This window comes from Vibrio chanodichtyis (genome assembly GCF_028863985.1).
Taxonomy (GTDB): domain Bacteria; phylum Pseudomonadota; class Gammaproteobacteria; order Enterobacterales; family Vibrionaceae; genus Vibrio; species Vibrio chanodichtyis.
This window is the reverse complement of sequence record NZ_JARBFT010000018.1, coordinates 1-25863: the sequence shown is the minus strand read 5'-3', so window position 1 is coordinate 25863 and position 25863 is coordinate 1. Positions and strand designations below refer to the sequence as shown.

21 protein-coding genes and 1 tRNA gene are annotated in these 25863 nt (G+C 48.5%); 15 read left to right on the top strand and 7 right to left on the bottom strand.

What is annotated here, in order from left to right; all coding sequences use genetic code 11:
• From PUN32_RS13090 to rpoC, 9 genes are all read left to right on the top strand, one after another.
• Positions 1-471: EF-Tu C-terminal domain-related protein (locus PUN32_RS13090; protein ID WP_274723612.1), on the top strand; the 471-nt coding region annotated here is incomplete at its 5' end.
• A 222-nt stretch (positions 472-693) separates the two neighbouring features.
• Positions 694-1074 (top strand): preprotein translocase subunit SecE, encoded by a 381-nt coding sequence (gene secE, locus PUN32_RS13085; RefSeq protein ID WP_274723611.1) that lies wholly within the window; start codon positions 694-696, stop codon positions 1072-1074.
• A gap of 15 nt (positions 1075-1089) precedes the next feature.
• Positions 1090-1638, top strand: coding sequence for a transcription termination/antitermination protein NusG (nusG, locus tag PUN32_RS13080; RefSeq protein ID WP_001287510.1), 549 nt, complete (start codon positions 1090-1092; stop codon positions 1636-1638).
• A gap of 130 nt (positions 1639-1768) precedes the next feature.
• Complete coding sequence (rplK, locus tag PUN32_RS13075; RefSeq protein ID WP_274723609.1) at positions 1769-2197, top strand: 50S ribosomal protein L11; 429 nt, start codon at positions 1769-1771, stop codon at positions 2195-2197.
• 4 nt (positions 2198-2201) lie between these two features.
• On the top strand, positions 2202-2903 hold the full coding sequence (rplA, locus tag PUN32_RS13070) for a 50S ribosomal protein L1 (RefSeq protein ID WP_166013821.1): 702 nt from the start codon (positions 2202-2204) through the stop codon (positions 2901-2903).
• A gap of 270 nt (positions 2904-3173) precedes the next feature.
• Complete coding sequence (gene rplJ / locus PUN32_RS13065) at positions 3174-3662, top strand: 50S ribosomal protein L10 (protein WP_274723608.1); 489 nt, start codon at positions 3174-3176, stop codon at positions 3660-3662.
• 66 nt (positions 3663-3728) lie between these two features.
• The gene (gene rplL, locus PUN32_RS13060) at positions 3729-4091 is read left to right on the top strand and encodes a 50S ribosomal protein L7/L12 (protein WP_274723607.1); all 363 of its coding nucleotides are present in this window, start codon (positions 3729-3731) and stop codon (positions 4089-4091) included.
• A 239-nt stretch (positions 4092-4330) separates the two neighbouring features.
• The gene (gene rpoB, locus PUN32_RS13055) at positions 4331-8356 is read left to right on the top strand and encodes a DNA-directed RNA polymerase subunit beta (RefSeq protein ID WP_274723606.1); all 4026 of its coding nucleotides are present in this window, start codon (positions 4331-4333) and stop codon (positions 8354-8356) included.
• 105 nt (positions 8357-8461) lie between these two features.
• Positions 8462-12667 carry a DNA-directed RNA polymerase subunit beta' gene (rpoC, locus tag PUN32_RS13050; protein WP_274723605.1) on the top strand — a complete coding sequence of 1402 codons (4206 nt, stop codon included), beginning with the start codon at positions 8462-8464 and terminating at the stop codon, positions 12665-12667.
• 93 nt (positions 12668-12760) lie between these two features.
• Here the strand turns inward: rpoC and rsd are convergent, their stop codons facing one another.
• Positions 12761-13249, bottom strand: coding sequence for a sigma D regulator (gene rsd, locus PUN32_RS13045; protein ID WP_274723604.1), 489 nt, complete (start codon positions 13247-13249; stop codon positions 12761-12763).
• 177 nt (positions 13250-13426) lie between these two features.
• Between rsd and nudC the strand changes: the two genes are divergently transcribed.
• The 4 genes from nudC (at position 13427) to PUN32_RS13025 (ending at position 17325) form a co-directional block, all read left to right on the top strand.
• Positions 13427-14218, top strand: a complete 792-nt coding sequence (gene nudC, locus PUN32_RS13040; protein WP_274723603.1) for an NAD(+) diphosphatase — start codon at positions 13427-13429, stop codon at positions 14216-14218.
• A 263-nt stretch (positions 14219-14481) separates the two neighbouring features.
• A complete protein-coding gene (hemE, locus tag PUN32_RS13035) occupies positions 14482-15552 on the top strand; it encodes a uroporphyrinogen decarboxylase (protein ID WP_274723602.1) in 1071 nt (356 codons plus the stop codon).
• A 95-nt stretch (positions 15553-15647) separates the two neighbouring features.
• A complete protein-coding gene (locus tag PUN32_RS13030) occupies positions 15648-16283 on the top strand; it encodes a TetR/AcrR family transcriptional regulator (RefSeq protein WP_274723613.1) in 636 nt (211 codons plus the stop codon).
• Positions 16284-16365: 82 nt separating this feature from the next.
• Positions 16366-17325, top strand: coding sequence for a DHH family phosphoesterase (locus PUN32_RS13025; RefSeq protein ID WP_274723601.1), 960 nt, complete (start codon positions 16366-16368; stop codon positions 17323-17325).
• Here PUN32_RS13025 and PUN32_RS13020 read toward each other — a convergent pair.
• From PUN32_RS13020 to rsgA, 6 genes are all read right to left on the bottom strand, one after another.
• Positions 17322-18470 carry a murein hydrolase activator EnvC family protein gene (locus PUN32_RS13020; RefSeq protein ID WP_274723600.1) on the bottom strand — a complete coding sequence of 383 codons (1149 nt, stop codon included), beginning with the start codon at positions 18468-18470 and terminating at the stop codon, positions 17322-17324. The two genes, PUN32_RS13025 and PUN32_RS13020, sit on opposite strands and share 4 nt — an antisense overlap.
• A gap of 175 nt (positions 18471-18645) precedes the next feature.
• Entirely contained in the window at positions 18646-20178 is a 1533-nt protein-coding gene (gene gpmM / locus PUN32_RS13015) for a 2,3-bisphosphoglycerate-independent phosphoglycerate mutase (RefSeq protein ID WP_274723599.1), read from the bottom strand.
• Positions 20179-20333: 155 nt separating this feature from the next.
• Complete coding sequence (locus PUN32_RS13010; protein WP_274723598.1) at positions 20334-21221, bottom strand: DMT family transporter; 888 nt, start codon at positions 21219-21221, stop codon at positions 20334-20336.
• Between the two features lie 144 nt (positions 21222-21365).
• Positions 21366-22781: an SLC13 family permease gene (locus PUN32_RS13005; protein ID WP_274723597.1), complete on the bottom strand. Its 1416-nt coding sequence runs from the start codon at positions 22779-22781 to the stop codon at positions 21366-21368.
• A gap of 166 nt (positions 22782-22947) precedes the next feature.
• A complete protein-coding gene (gene asd / locus PUN32_RS13000; protein WP_274723596.1) occupies positions 22948-23805 on the bottom strand; it encodes an archaetidylserine decarboxylase in 858 nt (285 codons plus the stop codon).
• 95 nt (positions 23806-23900) lie between these two features.
• The gene (gene rsgA / locus PUN32_RS12995; protein ID WP_274723595.1) at positions 23901-24962 is read right to left on the bottom strand and encodes a small ribosomal subunit biogenesis GTPase RsgA; all 1062 of its coding nucleotides are present in this window, start codon (positions 24960-24962) and stop codon (positions 23901-23903) included.
• A 120-nt stretch (positions 24963-25082) separates the two neighbouring features.
• Here rsgA and orn point away from each other — a divergent pair, with 120 nt between their 5' ends.
• Complete coding sequence (gene orn / locus PUN32_RS12990) at positions 25083-25628, top strand: oligoribonuclease (RefSeq protein ID WP_274723594.1); 546 nt, start codon at positions 25083-25085, stop codon at positions 25626-25628.
• A gap of 158 nt (positions 25629-25786) precedes the next feature.
• Positions 25787-25862: transfer RNA gene (locus PUN32_RS12985), tRNA-Gly, on the top strand.
• Position 25863: the final 1 nt, after the last annotated feature.

Below are 25863 nucleotides of genomic sequence, written 5' to 3'. Positions count from 1 at the left end.
GTGGGTGACGAAGTTGCGATCGTAGGTATCAAAGACACAGTAACGACTACCTGTACTGGTGTAGAAATGTTCCGTAAGCTGCTTGACGAAGGTCGTGCAGGTGAGAACGTTGGTGCCCTGCTACGTGGTACTAAGCGTGATGACGTAGAGCGTGGACAAGTACTGGCGAAACCAGGTTCAATCACTCCACACACTAAGTTCGAGTCAGAAGTATACGTACTGTCAAAAGATGAAGGTGGTCGTCATACTCCATTCTTCAAAGGTTACCGTCCACAGTTCTACTTCCGTACAACTGACGTAACAGGCAGCATCGAGCTACCAGAAGGCGTAGAAATGGTAATGCCAGGCGACAACATCCAAATGGTAGTTGACCTGATTGCACCAATCGCGATGGACGAAGGTCTACGCTTTGCGATCCGTGAAGGCGGTCGTACAGTAGGTGCTGGTGTTGTAGCGAAGATCATCGCTTAATTATTTGACTAAGCACTATTAAAAAGGGCATCATTTGATGCCCTTTTTCTGCGCTGCACAATAAAGTGTCGATTTCTTGATCAGATGCAGTCAAAGTTTTGGAGTGAGGCGTTTTTCGTCACACTTAAGTATGGAATCAGCGCATTGCGTTGACCGAATGGATTTGCCCTGCAACAGCGGGGTTGTTGTCGTCTAGAAGTCAGATTTGTGACAGGTTGGTTTATGAAAGCAAACAACGCTGAAGCTCCTGATAGCTCAAATGCAGCAGATAGTCTGAAGTGGGTAATCACTTTTATTCTGCTGGTTGCCGCTGTTGTGGGTAATTACCTGTATGGTGAATTTTCTGTGGTCGCTCGTGCCGCAGGTGTAATTGTGTTGATTGCCGCTGCACTCGGTGTGGCTGCGACAACAACAAAAGGCAAACAAGCGATCGTGTTTGCTCGCGAGTCTCGCATGGAAGTTCGCAAAGTAGTTTGGCCTACGCGCCAAGAAACTATGCAAACCACGTTGATCGTTTTAGCAGTAAGTATTGTAATGGCTCTGGCACTTTGGGGTATTGACGGCATTATGGTTCGTCTCGTCGCCTTTGTGACCGGAGTATAGTAGAGGGTTTAATACATGAGTGAAGCTCCGAAAAAACGCTGGTATGTAGTTCAAGCCTTCTCTGGATTTGAAGGACGTGTTGCTCAGTCACTTCGTGAACATATCAAAATGCACGGTATGGAAGAGTTGTTTGGTGAAGTATTAGTACCAACAGAAGAAGTGGTTGAAATGCGCGCAGGCCAACGCCGCAAAAGCGAGCGTAAATTCTTCCCAGGTTATGTGCTCGTACAGATGATCATGAATGATGAATCTTGGCACTTGGTGCGTAGCGTACCTCGTGTTATGGGATTCATTGGTGGTACATCAGATCGTCCAGCACCGATCACCGATAAGGAAGCGGATGCGATCCTAAACCGTCTTGAAAAAGCCAGCGAAGCGCCGCGTCCGAAAACGATGTTCGAAGCTGGTGAAGTGGTACGTGTTAATGATGGTCCATTTGCTGACTTCAACGGTACCGTTGAAGAAGTGGATTACGAGAAGAGCCGCTTGAAAGTATCGGTATCGATCTTTGGTCGTGCAACACCGGTTGAACTCGAATTTGGTCAAGTTGAAAAGCTTGATTAAAAAAGCATCGATTTAGACTTGTTTGAGGCGTGGATTATGACTATAATTTCGCGCCTTTTTATAGGTTTTTTATGAAACTCGGGGAGCTGACCAATCGGTTAGCGTTTGCACCCATAATCTAGGAAATATCATGGCTAAGAAAGTTGAAGCTTATGTGAAGCTGCAAGTTGCAGCTGGCATGGCAAACCCAAGTCCACCAGTTGGTCCTGCTCTAGGTCAACGCGGTGTTAACATCATGGAATTCTGTAAAGCGTTCAACGCACGTACAGAATCTATGGAGAAAGGTCTACCAACACCAGTTGTTATTACTGTGTACAGTGACCGTTCTTTCACGTTCGAAACTAAGACTCCACCAGCAGCAGTTCTTCTGAAGAAAGCGGCTGGCATCAAGTCTGGTTCAGCGCGTCCTAACACTGCTAAAGTGGGCACAATCACTGACGCTCAAATCCAAGAAATCGCAGCAACTAAAGCTGCTGATATGACTGGTGCTGATATCGAAGCGATGAAGCGTTCTATCGCAGGAACTGCTCGTTCAATGGGCCTAGTGGTAGAGGGTTAATACAATGGCGAAACTAACTAAGCGTATGCGTACTATCCGCGCAAAAGTGGATGTAACTAAAGAGTACGACATCAACGAAGCAGTTGCACTGCTGAAAGAGCTGGCAACAGCGAAATTCGTTGAATCAGTTGACGTTGCTGTTAACCTAGGTATCGACGCTCGTAAATCTGACCAAAACGTTCGTGGCGCAACTGTGCTGCCACACGGTACTGGCCGTGACATCCGCGTAGCGGTATTCACTCAAGGTGCTAACGCTGAAGCAGCTAAAGCTGCAGGTGCGGAACTGGTTGGTATGGAAGATCTGGCTGACCAAGTGAAAAAAGGCGAAATGAACTTCGACGTAGTTATTGCTTCTCCAGATGCAATGCGCGTAGTTGGTCAACTAGGTACTATCCTAGGCCCACGTGGTCTGATGCCAAACCCGAAAGTTGGTACTGTAACTCCTAACGTTGCTGAAGCAGTTAAGAATGCTAAAGCAGGTCAGGTTCGTTACCGTAACGACAAGAACGGTATCATCCATACTACAATTGGTAAGGTAACGTTCGAAGCAGAACAACTGAAAGAGAACTTAGAAGCTCTGTTGGTTGCTCTGAAAAAAGCAAAACCATCTTCTGCGAAAGGCGTTTTCGTGAAGAAGGTAAGCATCTCTACAACTATGGGTGCTGGCGTTGCTGTCGATCAGAATACTCTGAGCGCACAAGTTTAATGCATTTGCTTAGGCGCAAAATTTGTGTATAATTTTGCGCCTAATATTTGTGGTTGGGGCTGAACCTTTACCCTTGTGGTAATCACTCAGTCTCCGTCCAAGACCGTAGGCGTTATCTTCGGATAACTTAATAAAACCTACGTAGATGGTGCCCGAACTGACAGAAAGATTTACTTTTTAAGTTACCTTTCTTCTGGGACTGCACCAAAAAAACTCTCACTGTTGCTGATAATAGTGAGCGGTGTAACGACAACCAGGAGTTAATCCAAGATGGCTTTAAATCTTCAAGACAAAAAAGCAATTGTTGCTGAAGTCAACGAAGCGGCCAGTGGTGCACTTTCTGCAGTTGTTGCTGACTCTCGTGGTGTTCAAGTTGCTGCGATGACTAATCTGCGTAAACAAGCTCGTGAAGCGGGCGTTTACCTGAAAGTTGTTCGTAACACACTAGCACGTCGCGCAGTAGAAGGCACAGCTTACGAATGTCTAAAAGACGTATTCGTAGGTCCTACTTTGATCGGTTTCTCTAATGAGCACCCAGGTGCTGCAGCGCGTCTTTTTAAAGAATTCGCAAAAGAGAACAAAGCATTCGAGATCAAAGCAGCTGCATATGAAGGCGCACTGACTGACCCTGAAGTATTAGCGACACTACCAACTTACGACGAAGCAATTGCACGCCTGATGATGTGCATGAAAGAAGCTTCTGCTGGCAAGCTGGTTCGTACTATCGCTGCTGTCCGCGATCAAAAAGAAGCTGCATAAGCCTAACCGCTTTTGCCTTCTACTGGTTGCTAAATAAACTTATTGTTGACTTAAAAGAGAATTGTTATGTCTATTACTAACGAGCAAATCCTAGACGCTATTGCAGAAATGTCTGTAATGCAAGTTGTTGAACTGATCTCTGCTATGGAAGAGAAGTTCGGTGTTACTGCTGCTGCTGCAGTTGTATCTGGTCCAGCAGCTGCTGCTGTTGAAGAGCAAACTGAATTCAACGTAATTCTGGCTGCTGCAGGCGCGAACAAAGTTGCTGTTATCAAAGCAGTACGTGGCGCAACTGGTCTAGGTCTGAAAGAAGCTAAAGCTCTAGTAGATGGCGCTCCAGCTGCTGTTAAAGAAGCGGTATCTAAAGACGAAGCAGAAGCACTGAAGAAAGAGCTTGAAGAAGCTGGTGCAACTGTTGAAGTTAAGTAATTCCTACTTAATTTCTTAGCCGCAAGGCTAATGGCTGGTGGTTTAATGACCACCGGCCTTTTTGCGCTGTAGGGTATGGGCGAATTTTCCCGCTGTTTAAGCGTTCCATATTCATGCAAATGAGTTCATTCCATGCATTGAACTCTCACTACAGTAAACAGCGATTAGTCACTGTCCTACCCCTTTTTAACCTGAAAGGCGGACAGTTTGGGTCACTTATCAGCGAGCTGAGGAACCCCATGGTTTACTCTTATACCGAGAAAAAGCGCATCCGTAAGGACTTTGGTACTCGTCCACAAGTGTTGGACATTCCATACCTGCTATCGATCCAGCTCGATTCGTTCGAAAAGTTCATCGAACAGGATCCTGAAGGACAATACGGTCTTGAAGCCGCTTTCCGTTCTGTATTTCCAATTCAGAGCTATAACGGCAATTCAGAGCTGCAATACGTTAGCTACCGTCTTGGTGAGCCAGTTTTTGACGTTAAAGAATGTCAAATCCGTGGTGTAACTTATTCAAAACCGCTACGCGTAAAACTGCGCCTAGTGATCTTTGATAAAGACGCGCCAGCAGGTACTGTCAAAGATATTAAAGAACAAGAAGTCTACATGGGTGAAATTCCGCTCATGACAGATAATGGTACCTTCGTAATTAATGGTACCGAGCGGGTTATCGTATCCCAGCTGCACCGAAGCCCAGGCGTGTTCTTCGACAGCGATAAGGGTAAGACCCACTCTTCAGGTAAAGTTCTGTATAACGCACGGATCATTCCGTACCGTGGTTCATGGCTTGATTTTGAGTTCGATCCAAAAGACAACCTGTACGTACGTATTGACCGTCGTCGTAAGCTACCTGCTTCAATCATTTTGCGTGCACTAGGTAAAACTGGCGCTGAAATTCTGGACATCTTCTTCGAAAAAGTGAATTTCGAAGTGAAAGATCAAACTCTAATGATGGAGTTGGTTCCAGAGCGTCTACGTGGTGAAACAGCAACATTCGATATCGAAGCGGATGGTAAAGTTTACGTAGAGAAAGGCCGTCGTGTGACTGCACGTCACATCCGTCAACTTGAAAAAGATGGCGTGAACTTCATTGAAGTTCCGGTTGAGTACATCGTAGGCAAAGTGTCTGCGAAAGATTACGTAAACGAAGCAACAGGCGAACTGATCATTGCCGCTAACCAGGAAATCAGCCTGGAAGCATTGGCGAATCTGTCTCAAGCCGGCTACAAGAAGCTAGAGGTTCTGTTTACCAATGATCTGGACCACGGTCCGTTCATGTCAGAAACCCTGCGCGTTGATGGCACCACAGATCGCATCTCTGCTCTGGTAGAAATCTACCGCATGATGCGCCCTGGCGAGCCGCCAACTAAAGAAGCCGCTGAAGGACTATTTGATAGTCTATTCTTCTCTGCTGAACGTTACGATTTATCAACTGTTGGCCGTATGAAGTTCAACAGCTCTATCGGTCGTGATGATGCCGGTGAGCAAGGTACGCTGGATGAGATCGACATCATCGAAGTGATGAAGAAACTGATCTCGATCCGTAACGGTAAAGGCGAAGTGGACGATATCGACCACCTTGGCAACCGTCGTATCCGTAGTGTTGGCGAAATGGCAGAAAACCAATTCCGTGTGGGTCTGGTACGTGTTGAACGCGCTGTGAAAGAACGCCTAAGCTTAGGTGATCTTGACAATGTGATGCCACAAGATCTGATCAATGCGAAACCGATTTCTGCTGCTGTAAAAGAATTCTTTGGTTCTTCTCAGCTATCTCAGTTTATGGACCAGAACAACCCGTTGTCAGAAGTGACGCACAAGCGTCGTATTTCTGCTTTGGGCCCTGGCGGTCTGACTCGTGAGCGTGCTGGCTTCGAAGTTCGTGACGTACACGTAACGCACTACGGTCGTCTGTGTCCTATCGAAACTCCGGAAGGTCCAAACATCGGTTTGATTAACTCACTGTCAGCGTTTGCTCGTTGTAATGAGTATGGTTTCCTAGAAACACCTTACCGCCGTGTGGTGAATGGTATCGTGACTGACGAAGTGGATTACCTTTCTGCGATTGAAGAAGGTCAATTCGTTATCGCTCAGGCGAACGCTAAGCTCGCGGAAGAAGGCGGTTTTGCTGATGAGCTGGTTACTGCACGTCAAAAAGGCGAGTCAGGTCTTCACCCTCGTGAACACGTTGACTACATGGACGTTGCGACCAACCAAGTCGTATCGATCGCAGCATCGCTGATCCCGTTCCTAGAACACGACGATGCTAACCGTGCCTTGATGGGTGCGAACATGCAACGTCAGGCGGTGCCAACTCTGCGTTCCGAGAAACCACTGGTTGGTACCGGTATTGAGCGTAACGTAGCGGTTGACTCTGGTGTAACCGCAGTTGCCAAACGTGGCGGTATTATCCAGTCGGTTGACGCTTCACGCATCGTAGTGAAAGTGAACGAAGAAGAGTTGATCTCCGGTGAAGCGGGTATCGATATCTACAATCTGACTAAGTACACGCGTTCGAACCAAAACACTTGTATCAACCAGCGTCCATGCGTGATGCCGGGTGAACCTGTGGCGCGCGGCGATGTACTGGCAGATGGTCCTTCGACTGACCTTGGCGAATTGGCTCTTGGCCAAAACATGCGTATCGCATTTATGCCTTGGAATGGTTACAACTTCGAAGACTCAATCTTAGTCTCTGAGCGTGTAGTACAAGATGACCGCTTTACCACGATCCACATTCAAGAGCTGTCTTGTGTGGCGCGTGATACTAAGCTCGGTTCAGAAGAGATCACGGCTGATATCCCGAATGTGGGTGAAGCTGCACTGTCTAAACTCGACGAATCAGGCATCGTGTACATTGGTGCTGAAGTGAAAGGCGGCGATATTCTGGTTGGTAAAGTGACACCAAAAGGTGAAACACAACTGACTCCAGAAGAGAAACTGCTGCGTGCGATCTTCGGTGAGAAAGCGTCTGATGTAAAAGATACTTCTCTGCGGGTACCAAACTCAGTAGCGGGTACGGTTATCGACGTACAAGTCTTTACTCGCGATGGCGTAGAAAAAGACAAACGTGCGCTTGAAATCGAACAGATGCAGCTGAAAGAAGCCAAGAAAGATCTGACAGAAGAGTTCCAAATTCTGGAAGGTGGTCTGCTGGCGCGTGTGCGTTCAGTGCTGTTGGCGGGTGGTTACACCGAAGCGAAACTGGGTTCAATCGAACGTAAGAAATGGTTAGAGCAGACACTTGAAAATGAAGAGCTGCAAAACCAACTAGAGCAACTGGCAGAACAGTACGACGAATTGAAAGCAGACTTCGATAAGAAGTTTGAAACTAAGCGTCGTAAGATCACCCAAGGTGATGATCTGGCTCCTGGCGTACTGAAGATTGTTAAAGTTTACCTCGCAGTGAAACGTCGCATCCAGCCGGGTGATAAGATGGCGGGTCGTCACGGTAACAAGGGTGTTATCTCGAAGATCAACCCTGTTGAAGACATGCCATACGATGAAAACGGTCAGCCGGTTGACATCGTACTGAACCCACTGGGCGTACCATCGCGGATGAACATCGGTCAGATCCTAGAAGTTCACTTAGGTCTGGCGGCGAAAGGTATCGGTGACAAGATCAACCAAATGATCAAGGAACAACAAGAGCTGGCTAAGCTGCGTGAGTTCCTGCAGAAGGTGTATGATCTGGGCGATACTCGTCAACGCGTGGATATTGCGACACTGAGCGATGAAGATGTGCGTACACTGGCTCAAAACCTGCGTGCAGGTCTACCAGTTGCCACTCCAGTATTCGATGGTGCTCCTGAAGCGTCGATCAAGGCGATGTTGGAACTGGCGGATCTGCCAGCTTCTGGTCAGTTGACTCTGTTTGATGGCCGTACGGGTGATGCGTTTGAGCGTCCAGTTACCGTTGGTTACATGTACATGCTCAAACTGAACCACTTGGTTGACGATAAGATGCACGCTCGTTCTACAGGCTCTTACAGTCTGGTTACTCAGCAACCTCTGGGTGGTAAAGCTCAGTTCGGTGGTCAGCGCTTCGGTGAGATGGAAGTGTGGGCACTCGAAGCATACGGTGCTGCGTATACTCTGCAAGAGATGTTGACCGTGAAATCGGACGACGTGAACGGCCGTACTAAGATGTATAAGAACATCGTAGATGGCAATCACGCGATGGAACCTGGTATGCCAGAATCATTCAACGTACTGTTGAAAGAGATCCGCTCGCTAGGTATCAACATCGAGCTAGAAGACGAATAATAAACCCTCAGGTTTCCCCGCAAGGGGAAGCCTAGTGGTTTTCGGTAGGAAGGTGCTCGCAGCTAAGTGCAGCGAGTCCCTTTTAACTCCTTACAGGAGCTGAATGTGAAAGACTTATTAAACTTTCTAAAAGCACAGCATAAGACCGAAGAATTTGATGCAATCAAAATCGGTCTGGCTTCACCGGACATGATCCGCTCATGGTCTTTTGGTGAAGTGAAAAAACCTGAAACCATCAACTATCGTACGTTCAAACCTGAGCGCGATGGTCTGTTCTGTGCGCGTATTTTTGGCCCAGTAAAAGACTACGAATGTCTTTGTGGCAAATATAAGCGCCTGAAACACCGTGGTGTGATCTGTGAGAAATGTGGCGTTGAAGTCACCCAAACTAAAGTTCGTCGTGACCGTATGGGCCACATCGAGCTGGCTTCTCCAGTAGCACACATCTGGTTCCTGAAGTCTCTACCATCTCGTATCGGTTTGCTGATGGACATGCCTCTGCGTGACATCGAACGTGTACTGTACTTCGAAATGTACGTAGTGACTGAGCCAGGCATGACTGACCTTGAACGTGGTCAAATGCTGACGGAAGAAGAGTATCTCGACCGCTTGGAAGAGTGGGGTGATGAGTTCACTGCGAAAATGGGTGCGGAAGCGATCAAAGATCTGCTGGCATCGATGGATCTGCAAACCGAAACGGAGCAGATGCGTGAAGAGCTGGACACCACTAACTCAGAAACCAAGCGTAAGAAGCTGACTAAGCGTCTGAAATTGGTAGAAGCGTTCCTTGCCTCTGGCAATAAACCAGAATGGATGATCCTGACTGTGCTGCCAGTGCTGCCGCCAGATCTACGTCCACTGGTGCCACTGGATGGCGGTCGTTTCGCTACGTCAGATCTGAACGATCTGTACCGTCGCGTGATCAACCGTAACAACCGTTTGAAGCGTCTGCTTGAGCTGGCAGCCCCTGACATCATCGTACGTAACGAAAAACGTATGCTGCAAGAGTCTGTGGATGCGTTGCTGGATAACGGCCGTCGTGGTCGTGCGATCACCGGTTCAAACAAGCGTCCTCTGAAGTCTCTGGCTGACATGATCAAAGGTAAGCAAGGTCGTTTCCGTCAGAACTTGCTGGGTAAACGTGTTGACTACTCAGGTCGTTCGGTTATCACCGTAGGTCCATACTTGCGTCTGCATCAGTGTGGTCTGCCGAAGAAAATGGCGCTTGAGCTATTCAAACCATTCATCTACAGCAAGCTGGAAACGCGTGGCCTAGCGACGACGATCAAAGCAGCCAAGAAAATGGTTGAGCGCGAAGAAGCGGTGGTGTGGGATATCTTAGATGAAGTGATCCGTGAACACCCAGTGCTACTGAACCGTGCACCAACACTGCACCGTTTGGGTATCCAAGCGTTTGAACCGGTTCTGATCGAAGGTAAAGCGATCCAACTGCACCCATTGGTGTGTGCGGCATATAACGCGGACTTCGATGGTGACCAAATGGCGGTACACGTTCCTCTGACGCTAGAAGCGCAGTTGGAAGCACGTACCCTGATGATGTCAACCAACAACATTCTGTCGCCTGCGTCAGGTGATCCAATCATCGTACCATCGCAAGACGTGGTACTGGGTCTGTACTACATGACCCGTGAAAAGATCAATGCGAAAGGCGAAGGTATGTACCTGACTGGCCCGGCTGAGGCTGAAAAGGCATACCGCACCAAAACGGCTGAGCTACACGCTCGCGTTAAAGTGCGTATTACCGAAACCATCAAGCATGAAAACGGTAGCTCGACCACAGAAACCAAGATGATTGACACGACCGTAGGCCGTGCCATGTTGTGGCAAATCGTACCGAAAGGTCTGCCATACAGCTTGGTTAACCAGAAGCTGGGTAAGAAGCAAATTTCTAACCTGCTCAATGAAGCGTACCGTAAGCTGGGTCTGAAAGACACCGTAGTCTTCGCGGACCAAATCATGTACACCGGTTTCGCTTACGCGGCACTGTCTGGTGTATCGGTTGGTATCGACGACATGGTGGTTCCAGCGGCTAAGTACACCGAAATTGCAGAAGCGGAAGAAGAAGTTCGCGAAATTCAAGAGCAGTTCCAGTCAGGTCTGGTTACCGCTGGCGAACGCTACAACAAAGTGATCGATATTTGGGCTTCAACCAACGATCGCGTAGCGAAAGCGATGATGGAAAACCTCTCTTCTGAGCAGGTGACTAACCGTCAAGGTGAACAAGAGAAGCAAGAGTCGTTCAACAGCATCTATATGATGGCTGACTCAGGCGCTCGTGGTTCGGCCGCTCAGATCCGTCAGTTGGCGGGTATGCGTGGTCTGATGGCGCGTCCAGATGGTTCGATCATCGAAACGCCAATCACCGCAAACTTTAAAGAAGGTCTAAACGTTCTTCAGTACTTTATCTCAACGCACGGTGCTCGTAAGGGTCTGGCGGATACGGCACTAAAAACAGCGAACTCCGGTTACCTGACTCGTCGTCTGGTAGACGTAGCGCAAGACGTAGTGGTTACTGAACACGATTGTGGCACTGTAGAAGGCGTGGTGATGACACCACACATCGAAGGTGGTGACGTGAAAGTAGCACTGACCGAATTGGCACTGGGTCGTGTGGTATCGGAAGATATCCTCAAGCCAGGTACTGAGGAAGTTCTGATCTCTCGTAATACGCTGCTCGATGAGAAGTGGTGTAAGGTGATCAACGATAACTCAGTTGACCAAATCAAAGTGCGTTCAGTGGTAACTTGTGAATCTGACTTCGGTTGTTGTGCACTGTGTTACGGTCGTGACCTAGCACGTGGTCACTTGGTTAACCAAGGTGAAGCGGTTGGTGTTATTGCCGCACAGTCTATCGGTGAACCAGGTACACAGCTGACGATGCGAACGTTCCACATCGGTGGTGCGGCATCAACGGCAGCAGCAGAAAACAGCATCCAAGCCAAGAACAACGGTTCGGTGAAACTGCATAACGCGAAGTTCGTAATCAACAAAGATGGCAAGCTGGTGATCACCTCGCGTGCTTCTGAGCTGACCATCATTGACGAATTTGGTCGTACCAAAGAGAAACACAAACTGCCATACGGCTCAATGTTGAGCAAAGCCGATAGCGATGCCGTTGCCGCGGGCGAAACCGTCGCGAACTGGGAAGCGCACACCATGCCAATCATCACTGAAGTGGCTGGTCGCGTACAGTTTGTGGATATGATCGATGGTGTTACCGTTTCTCGTCAAACCGACGATTTGACCGGTCTGTCTTCAAGTGAAGTGACTGAAGCCGCAGCGCGTCCAGCCGCAGGTAAAGATATGCGTCCAGCGATTAAGCTGATTGATGCGAATGGTAAAGATGTCCTGATCCCAGGTACAGATATGCCAGCTCAATACTTCCTGCCAGGTAAAGCGATTGTGAACTTGGACGACGGTGCTGAAGTGAATGTGGGTGATACTCTTGCTCGTATTCCTCAGAAATCTGGCGGTAACAAAGACATCACCGGTGGTCTACCACGCGTTGCGGATCTGTTTGAAGCGCGTAAGCCAAAAGAGCCTGCGATTTTGGCCGAGCACTCAGGTACCGTATCGTTCGGTAAAGAGACCAAAGGCAAGCGTCGTCTGATCATTACACGTGACAGCGGTGATACTTACGAAGATATGATCCCGAAACATCGTCAGTTGAACGTGTTTGAAGGTGAGCGTATCGAGCGTGGTGATGTGATTGCGGACGGCCCAGAGTCGCCACATGACATTCTGCGTCTGCGTGGTATCCATGCAGTGACCACTTACATCGCTAACGAAGTTCAGGAAGTTTACCGTCTACAAGGCGTTAAGATTAACGATAAGCACATCGAGACTATCGTTCGTCAAATGCTGCGTAAGTGTACGATCACCTTCGCGGGTGACTCAGAGTTCTTGCCTGGCGAGACACTTGAGTACTCACAAGTGAAGATCGCGAACCGTAAACTGGAAGAAGAAGGCAAAGAGCCAGCTCGTTTCGAGCGTGAGCTGCTGGGTATTACCAAAGCATCTCTGGCGACGGAATCCTTCATCTCGGCAGCATCGTTCCAAGAAACCACTCGCGTTCTAACCGAAGCGGCGGTATCTGGTAAGCGTGACGATCTGCGCGGCCTGAAAGAGAACGTGATCGTGGGTCGTCTGATCCCGGCGGGTACTGGTTTTGCCTACCACCAAGATCGTCAAGCTAAACGTGCACAACAACAGCAAGGTCCATCGGCTGAACAAGCCTCAGATAACCTCGCTGCACTGCTCAATGCAGGTTTCTCTTCTGACGACGAGTAAGTCATCAAACCATGCAAAAAGGCACCTTCGGGTGCCTTTTTTTATACGCTGGAGAACTATTTTAATATGGAGATGTGGATCTTTGCTGGGCGTTTACGCTCCGGGTGGTAGGGCGAGGCTATCTACGATTAACTGGATTAAACGATCTTCTAATGAAAAGCGCACTTCGAGCACTTCGCCGACTTTCGATAGATCACGATCCAATTCGAGCAATTCATCATATTCGGTTACGGTGGCGTATTGATCATTAAAGTTGAGCAGCGGCTCAGTGGTAGCAATGATTTCCCGATACAGTTGATTGATCTCGTCGGTGGCTTTAAAGCCCGTCGCTTGCCATTGGTTCATTACCATGTGGTAAATTTTGAAATGGCCTTCAGAAATGTAATCTACTAACTCTTGGCAAAAATAGAGCAGTGCCTGCGGCGAGGGAAGTTCTGAGATGGTGGTTTTGGTCGAACAAGGTTGTAAGGCCGCCAGTTTACAATATTCCACGATGACATGCTGTCGGTTATCCAACCAATGATCAATGATATCGCTCGAACCACCCCATTGATCTTGGACGTGTTTAAATTTATTTAGCATGATCGTGTCCTCATGATCGGATCGTTAATGGCGATCTTTCATTTTCCAGTAATATCAATTAGATATCTCAACTCCCTTCACAACAACGCTCGACAATAATTCTTATGTTGATAAATTGTGGTGAGAATTTAGATTGCCAGTAAAATGATTGGACTGCAAGTAATCAGGAGAAGCAGAGTGGAAAAGAGTGACGGCAAGAACGCTTATTGGTGCGTTGTCTCAGGCAGCGACATTTGGTTGGTGGATGGGCAAATTCCTTACGGTACTACACAGCAATGGCAGTTGCCATCCCGCCATGCGATCTTAGTTGATCACTACCAAAACTCCCCAGTCTATTGGTTGAACGCCGCGGATGTTGAGCAAGATCATCCTCTGAGTTCACTGCGAGAATTGCTAAGTGTGGATCAAGCCCTATTCCTAGCGGCGAGCAAAGCGGTGCAATATGGTCACATGAGTCAAACCTTACGCTTCTGCCCACAGTGTGGTGGCCGAAATTATCTTAATCATCAAGAGTTGGCAATGCAGTGCCATGATTGCCGAACCTTGCATTATCCTCGTATTTTTCCATGCATTATTGTCGCAGTGCGTAAATCGCAGCAGATCTTACTGGCCCAGCATCCACGTCATCGCAATGGCATGTATACAGTGATAGCAGGATTTGTTGAGGTCGGTGAAACCCTTGAGCAGTGTGTAGCACGCGAAGTTTTGGAAGAAACCGGAATTGAAGTAACCAATATTCGCTACTTTGGCAGTCAGCCGTGGGCTTTTCCATCCAGTATGATGATGGCTTTTTTAGCTGATTATCACCGTGGAGAACTCAAGCCAGACTACAGTGAATTGAGTGATGCCAATTGGTTTGAACTTGATAAGCTACCACCGGTTGCACCATCAGGCACCATTGCTCGTGCTTTGATTGAGCAAACGCTAGCGGATATTCGTCACGAGATAACCGCCACCAATAAGGATTAAAAAAGATAAAAAAGGATAAAAAAAACCCTCCGGTGAAGGAGGGGGTAAGTAAGATGTCGTTATGAGATGTTGGGTCGTCGACCCAGTTTATGGTTATAGTTTTCGCTAGCGAACAAATTTTTAACACTGTTACGCGTTGGACGCAATTTAAGCATCCATTTAAACGTTAATAACTTGATCTCGCTTGCAAAGCCAACCGCTTTTGTCGTAAATGGTGTTAGAATAGCCGTCAAACTTAAGAAGCCAAATAAGTGGAAATCAGCATGACAGAATTAAAAAACGATCGCTATCTGCGTGCGCTGCTCAAGCAGCCAGTCGATTACACCCCTGTATGGATGATGCGCCAAGCGGGTCGTTATCTTCCTGAATACCGTGCTACTCGCGCTCAAGCGGGAGATTTTATGGCGCTGTGTAAAAATGCTGAGTTGGCTTCTGAAGTCACATTACAGCCGCTACGCCGCTTTCCGCTTGATGCAGCGATTTTGTTCTCCGATATTTTGACCATTCCAGATGCGATGGGGCTTGGGCTGCGTTTTGCCGCCGGTGAAGGCCCAGTGTTTGAGCGTCCGATCACCTGTAAAGCGGATGTCGATAAAATTGGCATTCCCGATCCGGAAGGCGAATTGCAGTATGTGATGAATGCGGTACGCCAAATTCGTAAAGATTTGCAAGGTGCCGTGCCACTGATTGGTTTTTCCGGCAGTCCTTGGACCTTGGCCACTTATATGGTGGAAGGCGGCAGCTCAAAAGCGTTCACTAAAATCAAAAACATGATGTACAGCTCACCTGCGCTGCTGCATACGTTATTAGACAAATTGGCCGATAGCGTGATTGATTATCTCAATGCACAAATCAAAGCCGGAGCCCAAGCGGTGATGGTGTTTGATACTTGGGGCGGAGTATTAACCCCACGCGACTACCAGCTATTCTCCTTGCAGTATATGCACAAAATTGTCGATGGCTTAATCCGTGAAAATGAAGGCCGACGTGTGCCGGTGACCCTGTTTACCAAAAATGGTGGCATGTGGCTTGAGCAGATCGCGGCAACCGGCTGTGATGCGGTCGGTCTCGATTGGACCATCAATATTGCCGATGCCAAAGCTCGAGTGGGTGATAAAGTCGCTTTGCAAGGCAATATGGATCCTTCGATTTTGTATGCTCCAGCACCACGAATTCGTGAAGAAGTGGCGAGTATTTTGGCTGGTTTCGGTCATGGCGCTACCGGACATGTGTTTAATTTGGGACACGGTATTCATCTTGATGTGCCACCTGAGAACGCGGGTGTGTTTGTCGAAGCGGTACATGAGCTTTCCAAACCTTATCATCAAGCATAATCCAGCACAGCGTCTGCATAGCAGGCGCTGTGCTCATTTTGCGCCAGTATGCTTTATACTTGGCGTATCTTAATCGATAGATGACCCCCATGATGATCAAAACCAAGGTTCGCATCGTGCATGCTGCGCTTGAGCTGTTTAATCAGCTTGGTGAGCGCAATATCACCACTAACCACATTGCCGCTCATATGGAGATCAGCCCTGGCAATCTGTATTACCACTTTCGTAATAAGCAGGAGATAGTGCGTGATATTTTTGCGCTCTACGCCACCGAGTTACTTGAGCGTTTTACCCCTGACCAAGGGCAATATGAGAGCCTCGCCCTACTGAAACGATATTTAGATTCCATTTTTACCTTGATGTGGAAATACCGTTTTTTTTACGCTAATTTGCCGGAAATTTTGCAGCGTGATGAAAAGTTGCACGACGAGTATATTCAGGTGCAAGAGCAGTTACAGACCAATTTAATTGATATTGTGCGCCATTTCGTGAATTTGCAGTTGTTGCAATTAAGCGAAGAGGAGATGCCTAAATTAGTGCGTACTTTGCATTTGATTGCCTCAAGTTGGCTTAGCTATCAAGCCGCGATGTCACACAAAACTCAAATCACCGAACAGGTGATCCATCAAGGTATGTTGCAGATGATCTCCGTGGTCAAGCCTTGCGCGACGAAAGCTGGACGTGAGCAACTGCAATGGCTCGAGGATGGCGTGCGCGCCATGCATGCTTGAGCATGAGTTATAACCAATCTGTCTTGGGCAAAATCCCGCTCACTTGCTAACGTCTTAGCGATTGTGCGAAGAGGCGAAGAGCATGGATTACGATGTGTTTAATGGCGATGCCGATGGCATTTTGTCACTGGTGCAGTGGCGTTTAGCCAATCCTAAATCAACTCGATTGGTGACCGGGGTGAAGCGTGATATTGCTTTACTGGATCGGCTTGATGTTACCCAAGGTGATGCGCTGGTGGTATTGGATCTCTCCATGGCCAAAAATCAGCGTGGTGTGCAGCGTGCATTGCAAGCTGGGGCGAGTGTGTTTTATGCCGACCATCATCAGCCCGGTGATATTCCTACCCATTCTGCCCTGCAAGCGCATATAGATACCGATGCCAATGTTTGTACCGCGCTGATCATCGATCGTCTACTGGCGGGACGTTTTCGAGAGTGGGCAATTGCCGCGGCGTTTGGTGATAATTTGCACCGAGTTGCGCAGGCTTTGGCCGAGCAAGTGGGATTGGATACCGAGCAAACTGCAGCGCTCTGTGAGTTAGGAACGTTGATTAACTATAATGGCTATGGACGTAGGGTGTCTGAGCTGCATTTTGCACCAGATAGGCTATATCAAACCTTGCTCTCTTACCAGACGCCATGGGCGGTATTGGCCGATCTCAACTCGCCTTTCTATCAATTACGCAGCGCCTATCAGCAAGATTTGGCGTTTGCGCTGGCTCAGCCGATTTATGCACAGAGTCCAAATTTAACAGTGGTGGTGTTACCGGATTGTGCTGCAGCGCAGCGAGTCGGTGGTACTTTGGCCAATTATTTGGCTAATCAGGATGAGCAGCGTGCACATTTGATCGTGATTGATGCCGATGAGCAGCACTACACGCTATCGCTGCGAGCCCCATTGGGTAATCAACGAGGAGCGGGAGCCTTGTGCGCGCAGTTTGCCTCAGGGGGAGGCCGCGAATCGGCTGGCGGTATTAACCAGTTGCCACATGCACAGTTGGATGAGTTTATACGGCAGATCACGCGCTATTACGCGCGTTAACGCACTAACCACTGAGTCGGATTTTCAGCGCGGCTATTGCGGCGAATTTCAAAATAGAGTGACGCGCGAGACTGGCCACCGGTATCACCCGCCAGGGCAATGGTTTCTCCCGCGATGACTTTATCGCCCTCTTTTTTGAGTAGAGTTTGGTTGAACCCATACAGCGTCATGTCACCTTTACCGTGGTCGAGCAGCACAACAAGACCATAACCACGCAGATATTCGGCAAACACTATGGTGCCGGGATACACGGCTTTGACTTCTTGACCATAGTTTGCTTCGATCACGAGGCCTTTCCAGTCGATTTGTCCGGTTTGTCGCTCACCAAAATGATGCAAAGGTCGGCCTTTAATTGGCCACGGCAATTTGCCTCGCTGATTGGCGATCCCATTCATCAGCACCGCATTACGTTTGGCGGCTTTGGCAATTTCGGCTTTTAAACGGGTTTCATTACGCTGCAGCTCCGCCAGATACACCTTATCACCAGAGATACTGCTCTCGATTTTTTTCACCGTCTGCTTACGTTCATTTTGGGTTTTGGCCAACTGATCTCTTTGCTGGGTTTGCTGCGCGAGCAATTTTTCGATTTGTTCACGATCACGTTGCCTTTGCTGCTGGCTGGCATTGAGTTCGGCTTGGGTTTTTTCGAGATCAGCGATGGCTTGGGTGCGTTTTTTTGCCAAGTGTTGATAGTACTGACTGATACGATCTTCATCCGCATTACGATGAAAAAACGGGCTACTACTGAGTGATCGCTTAGTGAGGTAATAGGTTTGCAATAGGTGCTCAAGTTGCTCGGCTTGTTGCTGTTGCTGAGTTTGCAATGCTTGGATGTTGCTGTTGATCTGAGCAATATTGCGATTGGTATTATCAAGATCGGTTTTGGTTTTACTGATCTGCCGTTCAATGCCGTTAATGCCAAGCTCTTGCTGCTTCAACGTTTGTTGTAATTGATCCAGTGATTTTTGTTGCTGGCTGAGTGCTTGTTGTTGGCGCGAAATTTCATTTTTGACACCAGACAATTCCTGATTGGTTGCGGCGGTAAGAGATGGTGTGACGATCAATAATAGACAAGCGAGCGCTCGACGGATCAAGCAGCGAGCTTGGAAGTCACGGAAAATCGCGGGCAGCGCAGTTGGTGTCATGGAGTGGGATCTGGCATTGGTGGATTGAGATTGATGACTCAGTATACCCAAAGCTAGGCATCAGGCGAGCCTGCGATGTCAAAAGTTTGCAATTCTGCGGGTAATTTCTATCGGCTTAATATGCAAAAACGCCCTGAAGATCCAGGGCGTTGAGGATTTTTGCTATCTGCTGTACTTAGCGGTACAGCACTTGGCCTGACATATCGGCCGGAATGTCCATCTCTAACAGAGACAACATGGTTGGCGCGAGATCTGACAGCTTACCGTTGTCTTTCAGGCTCAGCGTTTGATTACCCACATAGATCAGTGGGACAGGCAAGCTGGTATGCGCAGTGTGTACACCGCCGGTTTCTGGGTCGATCATCATTTCCGCGTTACCGTGGTCAGCGGTGATCAGCAGTTGACCATCCACTTCTTTGATCGCTTCAACCACACGGCCAATACACTCATCGACCGCCTCACACGCTTTCACCGCGGCATCATACACACCAGTATGGCCGACCATGTCGCCGTTTGGATAGTTACAGATGATCGCATCGTATTTACCCGATTTGATCGCCGCGACCAGTTTGTCAGTCAGCTCTTTTGAGCTCATTTCTGGTTGCAGATCATAGGTCGCCACTTTTGGTGAAGCCACCAATTGACGCTCTTCGCCTGGGAATTCGTTTTCTACGCCACCGTTGAAGAAGAAGGTCACGTGGGCATATTTCTCAGTTTCAGAGATGCGTAGCTGAGTTTTACCCGCTTTTGATAGCCATTCACCGTAAGTATTTTCCAGTGAGGCTGGGCCAAACGCACACTTCAGTGGAATGTCTGCGGCGTATTGAGTCAGCATCACAAAATTAAGCGCAGGGTAAGATTTACGGTTAAAACCAGTGAAATCAGGTACAAAGGTACGCGTGATTTGACGCGCGCGGTCAGCACGGTAGTTCATAAACAGCAGCGCATCGCCATCTTGCATCGCGGCGGATTCTTGGCCAGCCGCACGAATTTCAGTCGCTTTCACGAATTCGTCGTTTTCTTCACGAGCGTATGCTGCTTGTAGCGCTTCAACCGCAGAGTCACAAGTCAATTCACCTTGTGCCAGCGTGAGCAGATCGTAGGCTTTTTCCACGCGATCCCAGTTGTTGTCTCGGTCCATTGCGTAGTAACGGCCCACGATAGAAGCAATACGGCCTTTGCCTAGTTTGGCAAATAGATCTTGGAAGCGTTGCAGTGATGCTTGTGCGCTACGTGGTGGCGTGTCACGGCCATCAAGGAAGCAGTGCAGATAAATCTTTTCTGCGCCGCGGGCTGCTGCCATTTCTACGGCGGCATAGATGTGATCTTCGTGCGAGTGTACGCCACCTGGAGACATCAAACCCATCAGGTGAACGGCTTTACCTGCCGCGATCGCTTTATCAATTGCAGCCACCAGAACTTCGTTTTGTTGGAATTCACCATCCATGATCGCTTTGGTGATGCGAGTTAGGTCTTGGTAAACAATACGGCCAGCACCGATGTTGGTGTGACCCACTTCTGAGTTACCCATTTGACCATCAGGCAGACCTACGTCCATACCTGAAGCTGAAATCAGAGTGTGAGGGTTGTTGGCCATTAGGCTATCCATCACAGGTGTACGCGCATTGTTGATCGCATTATTTGCGTTGTCTTCGCGGTAACCCCAACCGTCTAGGATCACCAGAGCCATTGGCTTCTTAGCTGACATAGTTCTAACCTCGTCAAAATCAAAATAACTGAAACATAAAATTAGCGTAATTTTACTACAATTCAGGCGCTTTGCATCCCGTTAAGATCAATGATTCTCTCTATCATTGCAAGTAAATGTAGCCTATTGATCAATATGGACATTAAGTATCGACACTAGGTTACCAATAAGCCAGTGCCCGCTACGGCAATGATGGCGCCTAACCAAGCATAGCGGTTTGGGCGCTGTTTGCTGTACCACCACAGTAGTGGTAGCAACATTATGGGGGTGGTGGAAGAGAGTAACGCGACCATGCCGACGTTACCCTCACGCAAGGCATACAAGATCAACGTCATGCCGATTGCCATTGCCATCAAGCCATTGAGAGCGGTGATAAGAAAAATTGAGAAGGTGATAGGTTGGCTCGGCCGAGCGATTGACACGCCAGTGAGGTAGAGTACTGTGTGCGCCGCAAAGGCGGTGATCATGCGTATTGCTGAGGCCGCGATTGGATCAATTGCGGTTTGCATCACCGGTTTGGCAATGATCCCACCAAGGGCTTGGCATAGTGCGGCGATGAGCCCTAAGCTAATGCCAATCCAGAGAGGGCCATTAACATTATCGAGATGGGTGGCCGCTTGCTGACGGCGACCAAAGAAAATTGCCAGTAGCACCCCAGCAAATACTAGGCTTGAACCGAGCAACTCTTGCCCTGTCATGCTTTCGCTAAACAGAAAATATCCCAGTAGTGCAGAAAATACCGCATGACAGGAAAACAGCAGCCCAGATTGTCTTGGCCCCATGCGATTAAGGCAAGCGAACAGCGCGGTATCGCCGATAAAAATCCCAATCAATCCTGATAGCATCATCGCTGGGATCGCTTCGTGGGTGACTGTCGGCCAACCGCCGGAAAAGATGGCAAAGATAATCAGGATGATGGAGGTGCACCCCATCCGCCAACGGCTATAAGCAAATGGACCGAGATGTTTGGCGGGAGTGATAGAAAGTAAACTGGTGAGAGCCCAAAGCGCGGCGGCAGCCAGTGTCAGCCATTCGTAACCCATGACATTATCCTTAGCGGTTTTTGGGCTCTCAATATGCCATTTGCGATCTGTAAAACAAAGTGAATTTCAGCGTTGGCGGTACAGTATGACCTTGCTGCGTGAAGCGTTGCAGCAAGGTCTCCGTACCCGCGTTCTCTGTCATGCTTATCCGAGCATGAATGCCACCAGATAGACAATGCCCAGTCCAACGATACCGAGGATCAGCCCGGTTTTGGCCATATCTTTGCTTTCAATAAGACCGGTCGAATAGGCGAGCGAGTTAGGGGGCGTTGACACGGGTAAAATCATCCCAAGTGATGCGGAGAAAGCCACGACCACTAACAGCGCTTGTAGGCCGCCAATTTGCTCAAGACTGCTCATTGAAGTGCCAATCGCGGCCGCGATCGGCATGATCAAGTTGGCGGTGGCGGTATTCGACATAAAATTGGCCATTAGCCAACAGACCAGAGACAGCACAATCACAATCAGCATTGGAGAGAGTGATTGGTAGTCGATCGCGTGGGCTAACGCTTGGGCAAGGCCGGTTTGTTCAAGGCCGATGCCAATAGCGATCCCACCAGCCACTAACCACAAAACATCCCAGTTGATCTGTTTCAGCTCTTCTTTGCCCATAATGCCAGTCAGAGTAAACATCGCCAGTGGAATAATCGCCACCACATAAGTGTTCATGCCATGCCAGGTGGTGGTCATCCACAATACGATGGTGATGGCGAAGGTGAAGTACACCAGCATCGCACGCCAGCCACGTTGAAATTCACCTTTCAGCTTGAGCGTCATAGTGGCTTGTGAAGAGGGGAATAGCTTTTGGAGCAGGAACCAAGCAATGGTCAGTTGTACCAATACAAACGGTAAACCCATCATCATCCAAGATAGAAAATCAATGCTATTTTCACCGGTCAAATATTGCAGCGCAATCGCGTTAGGCGGGGTACCAATCGGGGTGGCAATACCACCGGTATTGGCGGCGATCGGAATGCACAATACCAGAGCTTTGATGCCTAAATCACCTTTCGGTGCTGAGGCGACGATCGGGCCAAGTAGCGCCAACATCATCACCGTGGTGGCGGTGTTGGACATAAACATTGAGAAAACAGAAGTGATCAACATTAAGCCGAGCATGATGTATTTCGGTTGGTGGCCAAACGGTTTCAGCAGTACCCGCGCTAAGTTGTTGTCCAATTCGTATTTGGATGCCGCGATGGCTAAGGCGAATCCACCCATGAACAGAATGATGATCGGTGAGGAAAAGGCGCTGAAAATGTCGGTGTATTTCAGCAATTCACCGAGTGGATGGGCAGGATCGGCGGCGCGAAATCCATGTAACCCTTTATCGGAAATCATGATCAGTTCTAGGGCAATGATCAGAATCGAAGTGGCAAAAACAGGAACCGGCTCTAACACCCACAGCAGGGCGGCAAGTAGGAAAATGGCTAATAAACGGTGCTGCACCAAGGTTAATTCTTGGATTGGAATGGCATCAATCGGCATCAGCAATACGCCAAGCGGCAGTAAGAAACAAATCAGCAGTTTGACGAGCAGACCTCGTTGCAGTGGCGGCATTGGCATTTCCTCTTAACTTAAGTTGAATGCCTAGAGTACGCGACGGTCATTGAGCGGTCTTAGAGGGGGGTTAAAATTTTGTCTTTTGCAGTCGACAACAGTGCAGATGTGTGGCGAACTTCAAAAGTCCACCCTCCTATCGAGGCAGGAAGGTGGAGAGATAAGATTAAGCTTGTGCGGCGTAAGGCTGACCTATCCGAGTCGTCACACCATGTGCCATACTCTCATCAAAGTGGATGGCTTGTTTGGCAAACAGGTTGATCACGGTTGAACCGAGTTTAAAGCGACCCATTTCTTGACCTTTGGTCAAGATCACCGCTTGATTACCCTCGGCTGGATAATCCCAACGGTAGACGCTGTTACCACGCGGTGGGGTGACCGTGCCTGCCCATACCAGTTCAATGCTGCCGACAATGGTCGCACCGACCAGTACTTGAGCCATTGGGCCAAACGCCGTATCAAAAATGCACACGACACGCTCGTTGCGCGCGAACAGATTGGGTACATTTTCTGCCGTCAGTGGATTGACAGAAAACAGATCGCCCGGCACGTAGATCATCTGACGTAACGTGCCATCACATGGCATATGGACTCGATGATAATCACTCGGTGATAGATACAGAGTCGCAAAATCCCCATCCTCAAACTCAGCAGCCAGCTCTGCATCGCCGCCTAATAATTCTTGGGCGGAGAATGTATGACCTTTGGCTTGGATCAGTTTACCTTCTTCGATAGGGCCAAATTGGCTGACACGCGCATCGGCAGGATGCGTGATCACTTGTTCGCCTTCTGCGATTGGGCGAGCGCCAGCTTTGAGCTCACGTACAAAGAAGTCATTAAACGTCTTAAAATAAGTGGGATCAGAGTGTAAAGCCTCGTCCATATTGACGTGATACTGTTTGATGAACCAGCGGATGATGGCGGTGGTTAGGCGGCCTGCACGCGCAGATGCCAGCTTACCGACCAAACGGGTCAGGCCATGTTGTGGGATCCAATATTGAAGTCCAACTTTTATCTTATCCATGGTTTACATTCCAATACGTGAGTGATGGGCGCAAGATGTTACTGAAAATCCGCGTGACTGTCAGTAGGTGCACTAAACTTACTAACAATTTGCCATTACAGATCGGCTTTTTTACTGCGCGAATACTGTCGATTGGCTTTATTTTCGGTCATGCTCTGTACGATACGGTGATAGTTTTCGAAACGTTGTGCACTGATTTCGCCTTTAGTCAGCGCAGCACGTAACAAGCAGCCTGGATCATCTCCATGTTTACAATCACGGAATTTGCAGCCACCTAAATAGGGCCGAAATTCGACATAGGCGGTGGTGACATCTTCGGTGGCGAGGTGCCATAGGCCAAATTCACGCACTCCTGGTGAGTCAATCAAATTACCACCACTAGGGATATGGTAAAGCCGAGCCGCGGTTGTAGTATGTTGCCCTAAACCTGATGTTGCAGAAATCGCGCCTTCTTCTACATACTCTTCTAGCTCCGGAAGCAGCGCATTGACCAGACTCGATTTGCCGACCCCCGATTGACCAACAAACACATTGGTGCGATCACGCAGTGTCGCTTCAAGATCAGTGATACCTTCACCGGTGACTTTACTTACGTACAGTACGTTATAACCAATGGCCCGGTAATCATTAAGCCAAGTGGTATATTGTGCACGCAGCTCAGGGCTGAGTAGATCGATTTTATTGAGCACAATTAATGGCGCAATGCCTAAGGTTTCGGCGGCAATTAAGTAGCGATCGATAATATTCAAAGAGAGTTCGGGCAACACCGACGAGACAATCACCATCTGATCGACATTCGCAGCGACGGGTTTGAGTCCATCATAATAGTCCGGGCGTACCAACACAGAGCTGCGCGTTTCCACCGCCTCAACCACACCAGAAATTCCGGCTAGCGTTTCTGCACCTGGCCGCCACAGTACTTTGTCGCCAGAGACTAAGCTTTCGATCCCACGTCGTAAATTGCAGCGGTGAATGGCACCCGTTGCAGGATCTTCAATATCCGCATGTTGACCAAAGCGGGTGATCACTAACCCAGATTGAGCATTGCCGAGTAGCGTCTCATCCCAAACGATAGACTCTTCTTGCTTGAGTTTTTTGTGTTGGTTGCTTCTAACTCGGCGGACTTGGCCTTGAGTGAGCTTTTTCTTTTTTGCCACAGTGTTCTACTTACTCTCTGCTAGATAGGGGGTATCAAATCTCAATGTGATACGTATCCTGTCGATCGGAATTTGGGTATAGTACCTCTTTTGTGAATAAACCCCTATAGGCGCACTATTATGTCTTTTAGCGATCAGAATCTGATTTGGATTGATTTAGAAATGACAGGGCTGGATCCTGACAGCCACAAAATCATTGAGATGGCGACCATTGTGACCGATAGCGAGTTAAATATCTTGGCGGAAGGCCCGGTGATCGCGATTCATCAACCAGACGCAGAATTGGCCAAAATGGATGAGTGGTGCACCAGCACGCATACCGCGAGCGGTTTAGTGGCGCGAGTAAAAGACAGCCAAGTTAATGAACAGCAAGCGGTGGTGTTGACCATCGATTTTCTCAAGCAGTGGGTGCCGGAAGGCAAATCACCGATCTGTGGCAACAGTATTGGTCAAGATCGACGCTTCCTTTATCGCCATATGCCGGATTTAGAAGCGTATTTCCATTACCGTTATATCGATGTCAGCACGATTAAAGAACTGACTCGCCGTTGGCAGCCTGAATTACTCAAACAGTTCAGTAAAACTGGCAGTCATTTGGCTTTAGATGATATTCGTGAGTCGATCGATGAGCTTAAGTTTTACCGTAAAACGGTATTTCAGATTTAAAACTGCGTTTTTTGCTCCTCAAAGCGCATAAAACTCCAACGCTTTGTCTGCTTTTTCGGCGCTTGAAAAAAAAAAGAGTTTTTTTCTCAAGAAGCTCTTGCATCACCAGAAAATGCTCTTATAATTCGCAGCCCTAAACGACGGAAAACGTTGTTGATGCGACACTAGCTCAGTTGGTAGAGCGCAACCTTGCCAAGGTTGAGGTCACGAGTTCGAACCTCGTGTGTCGCTCCAA

What these genes read in the sequence shown, in the direction of transcription:
- secE (WP_274723611.1), top strand. Translation starts at nt 694, where the DNA reads ATGAAAGCAAACAACGCTGAAGCTCCTGATAGCTCAAATGCAGCAGAT.
- nusG (WP_001287510.1), top strand. Translation starts at nt 1,090, where the DNA reads ATGAGTGAAGCTCCGAAAAAACGCTGGTATGTAGTTCAAGCCTTCTCT.
- rplK (WP_274723609.1), top strand. Translation starts at nt 1,769, where the DNA reads ATGGCTAAGAAAGTTGAAGCTTATGTGAAGCTGCAAGTTGCAGCTGGC.
- rplA (WP_166013821.1), top strand. Translation starts at nt 2,202, where the DNA reads ATGGCGAAACTAACTAAGCGTATGCGTACTATCCGCGCAAAAGTGGAT.
- rplJ (WP_274723608.1), top strand. Translation starts at nt 3,174, where the DNA reads ATGGCTTTAAATCTTCAAGACAAAAAAGCAATTGTTGCTGAAGTCAAC.
- rplL (WP_274723607.1), top strand. Translation starts at nt 3,729, where the DNA reads ATGTCTATTACTAACGAGCAAATCCTAGACGCTATTGCAGAAATGTCT.
- rpoB (WP_274723606.1), top strand. Translation starts at nt 4,331, where the DNA reads ATGGTTTACTCTTATACCGAGAAAAAGCGCATCCGTAAGGACTTTGGT.
- rsd (WP_274723604.1), bottom strand. Translation starts at nt 13,249, where the DNA reads ATGCTAAATAAATTTAAACACGTCCAAGATCAATGGGGTGGTTCGAGC.
- hemE (WP_274723602.1), top strand. Translation starts at nt 14,482, where the DNA reads ATGACAGAATTAAAAAACGATCGCTATCTGCGTGCGCTGCTCAAGCAG.
- PUN32_RS13025 (WP_274723601.1), top strand. Translation starts at nt 16,366, where the DNA reads ATGGATTACGATGTGTTTAATGGCGATGCCGATGGCATTTTGTCACTG.
- PUN32_RS13020 (WP_274723600.1), bottom strand. Translation starts at nt 18,470, where the DNA reads ATGACACCAACTGCGCTGCCCGCGATTTTCCGTGACTTCCAAGCTCGC.
- gpmM (WP_274723599.1), bottom strand. Translation starts at nt 20,178, where the DNA reads ATGTCAGCTAAGAAGCCAATGGCTCTGGTGATCCTAGACGGTTGGGGT.
- PUN32_RS13010 (WP_274723598.1), bottom strand. Translation starts at nt 21,221, where the DNA reads ATGGGTTACGAATGGCTGACACTGGCTGCCGCCGCGCTTTGGGCTCTC.
- PUN32_RS13005 (WP_274723597.1), bottom strand. Translation starts at nt 22,781, where the DNA reads ATGCCGCCACTGCAACGAGGTCTGCTCGTCAAACTGCTGATTTGTTTC.
- asd (WP_274723596.1), bottom strand. Translation starts at nt 23,805, where the DNA reads ATGGATAAGATAAAAGTTGGACTTCAATATTGGATCCCACAACATGGC.
- orn (WP_274723594.1), top strand. Translation starts at nt 25,083, where the DNA reads ATGTCTTTTAGCGATCAGAATCTGATTTGGATTGATTTAGAAATGACA.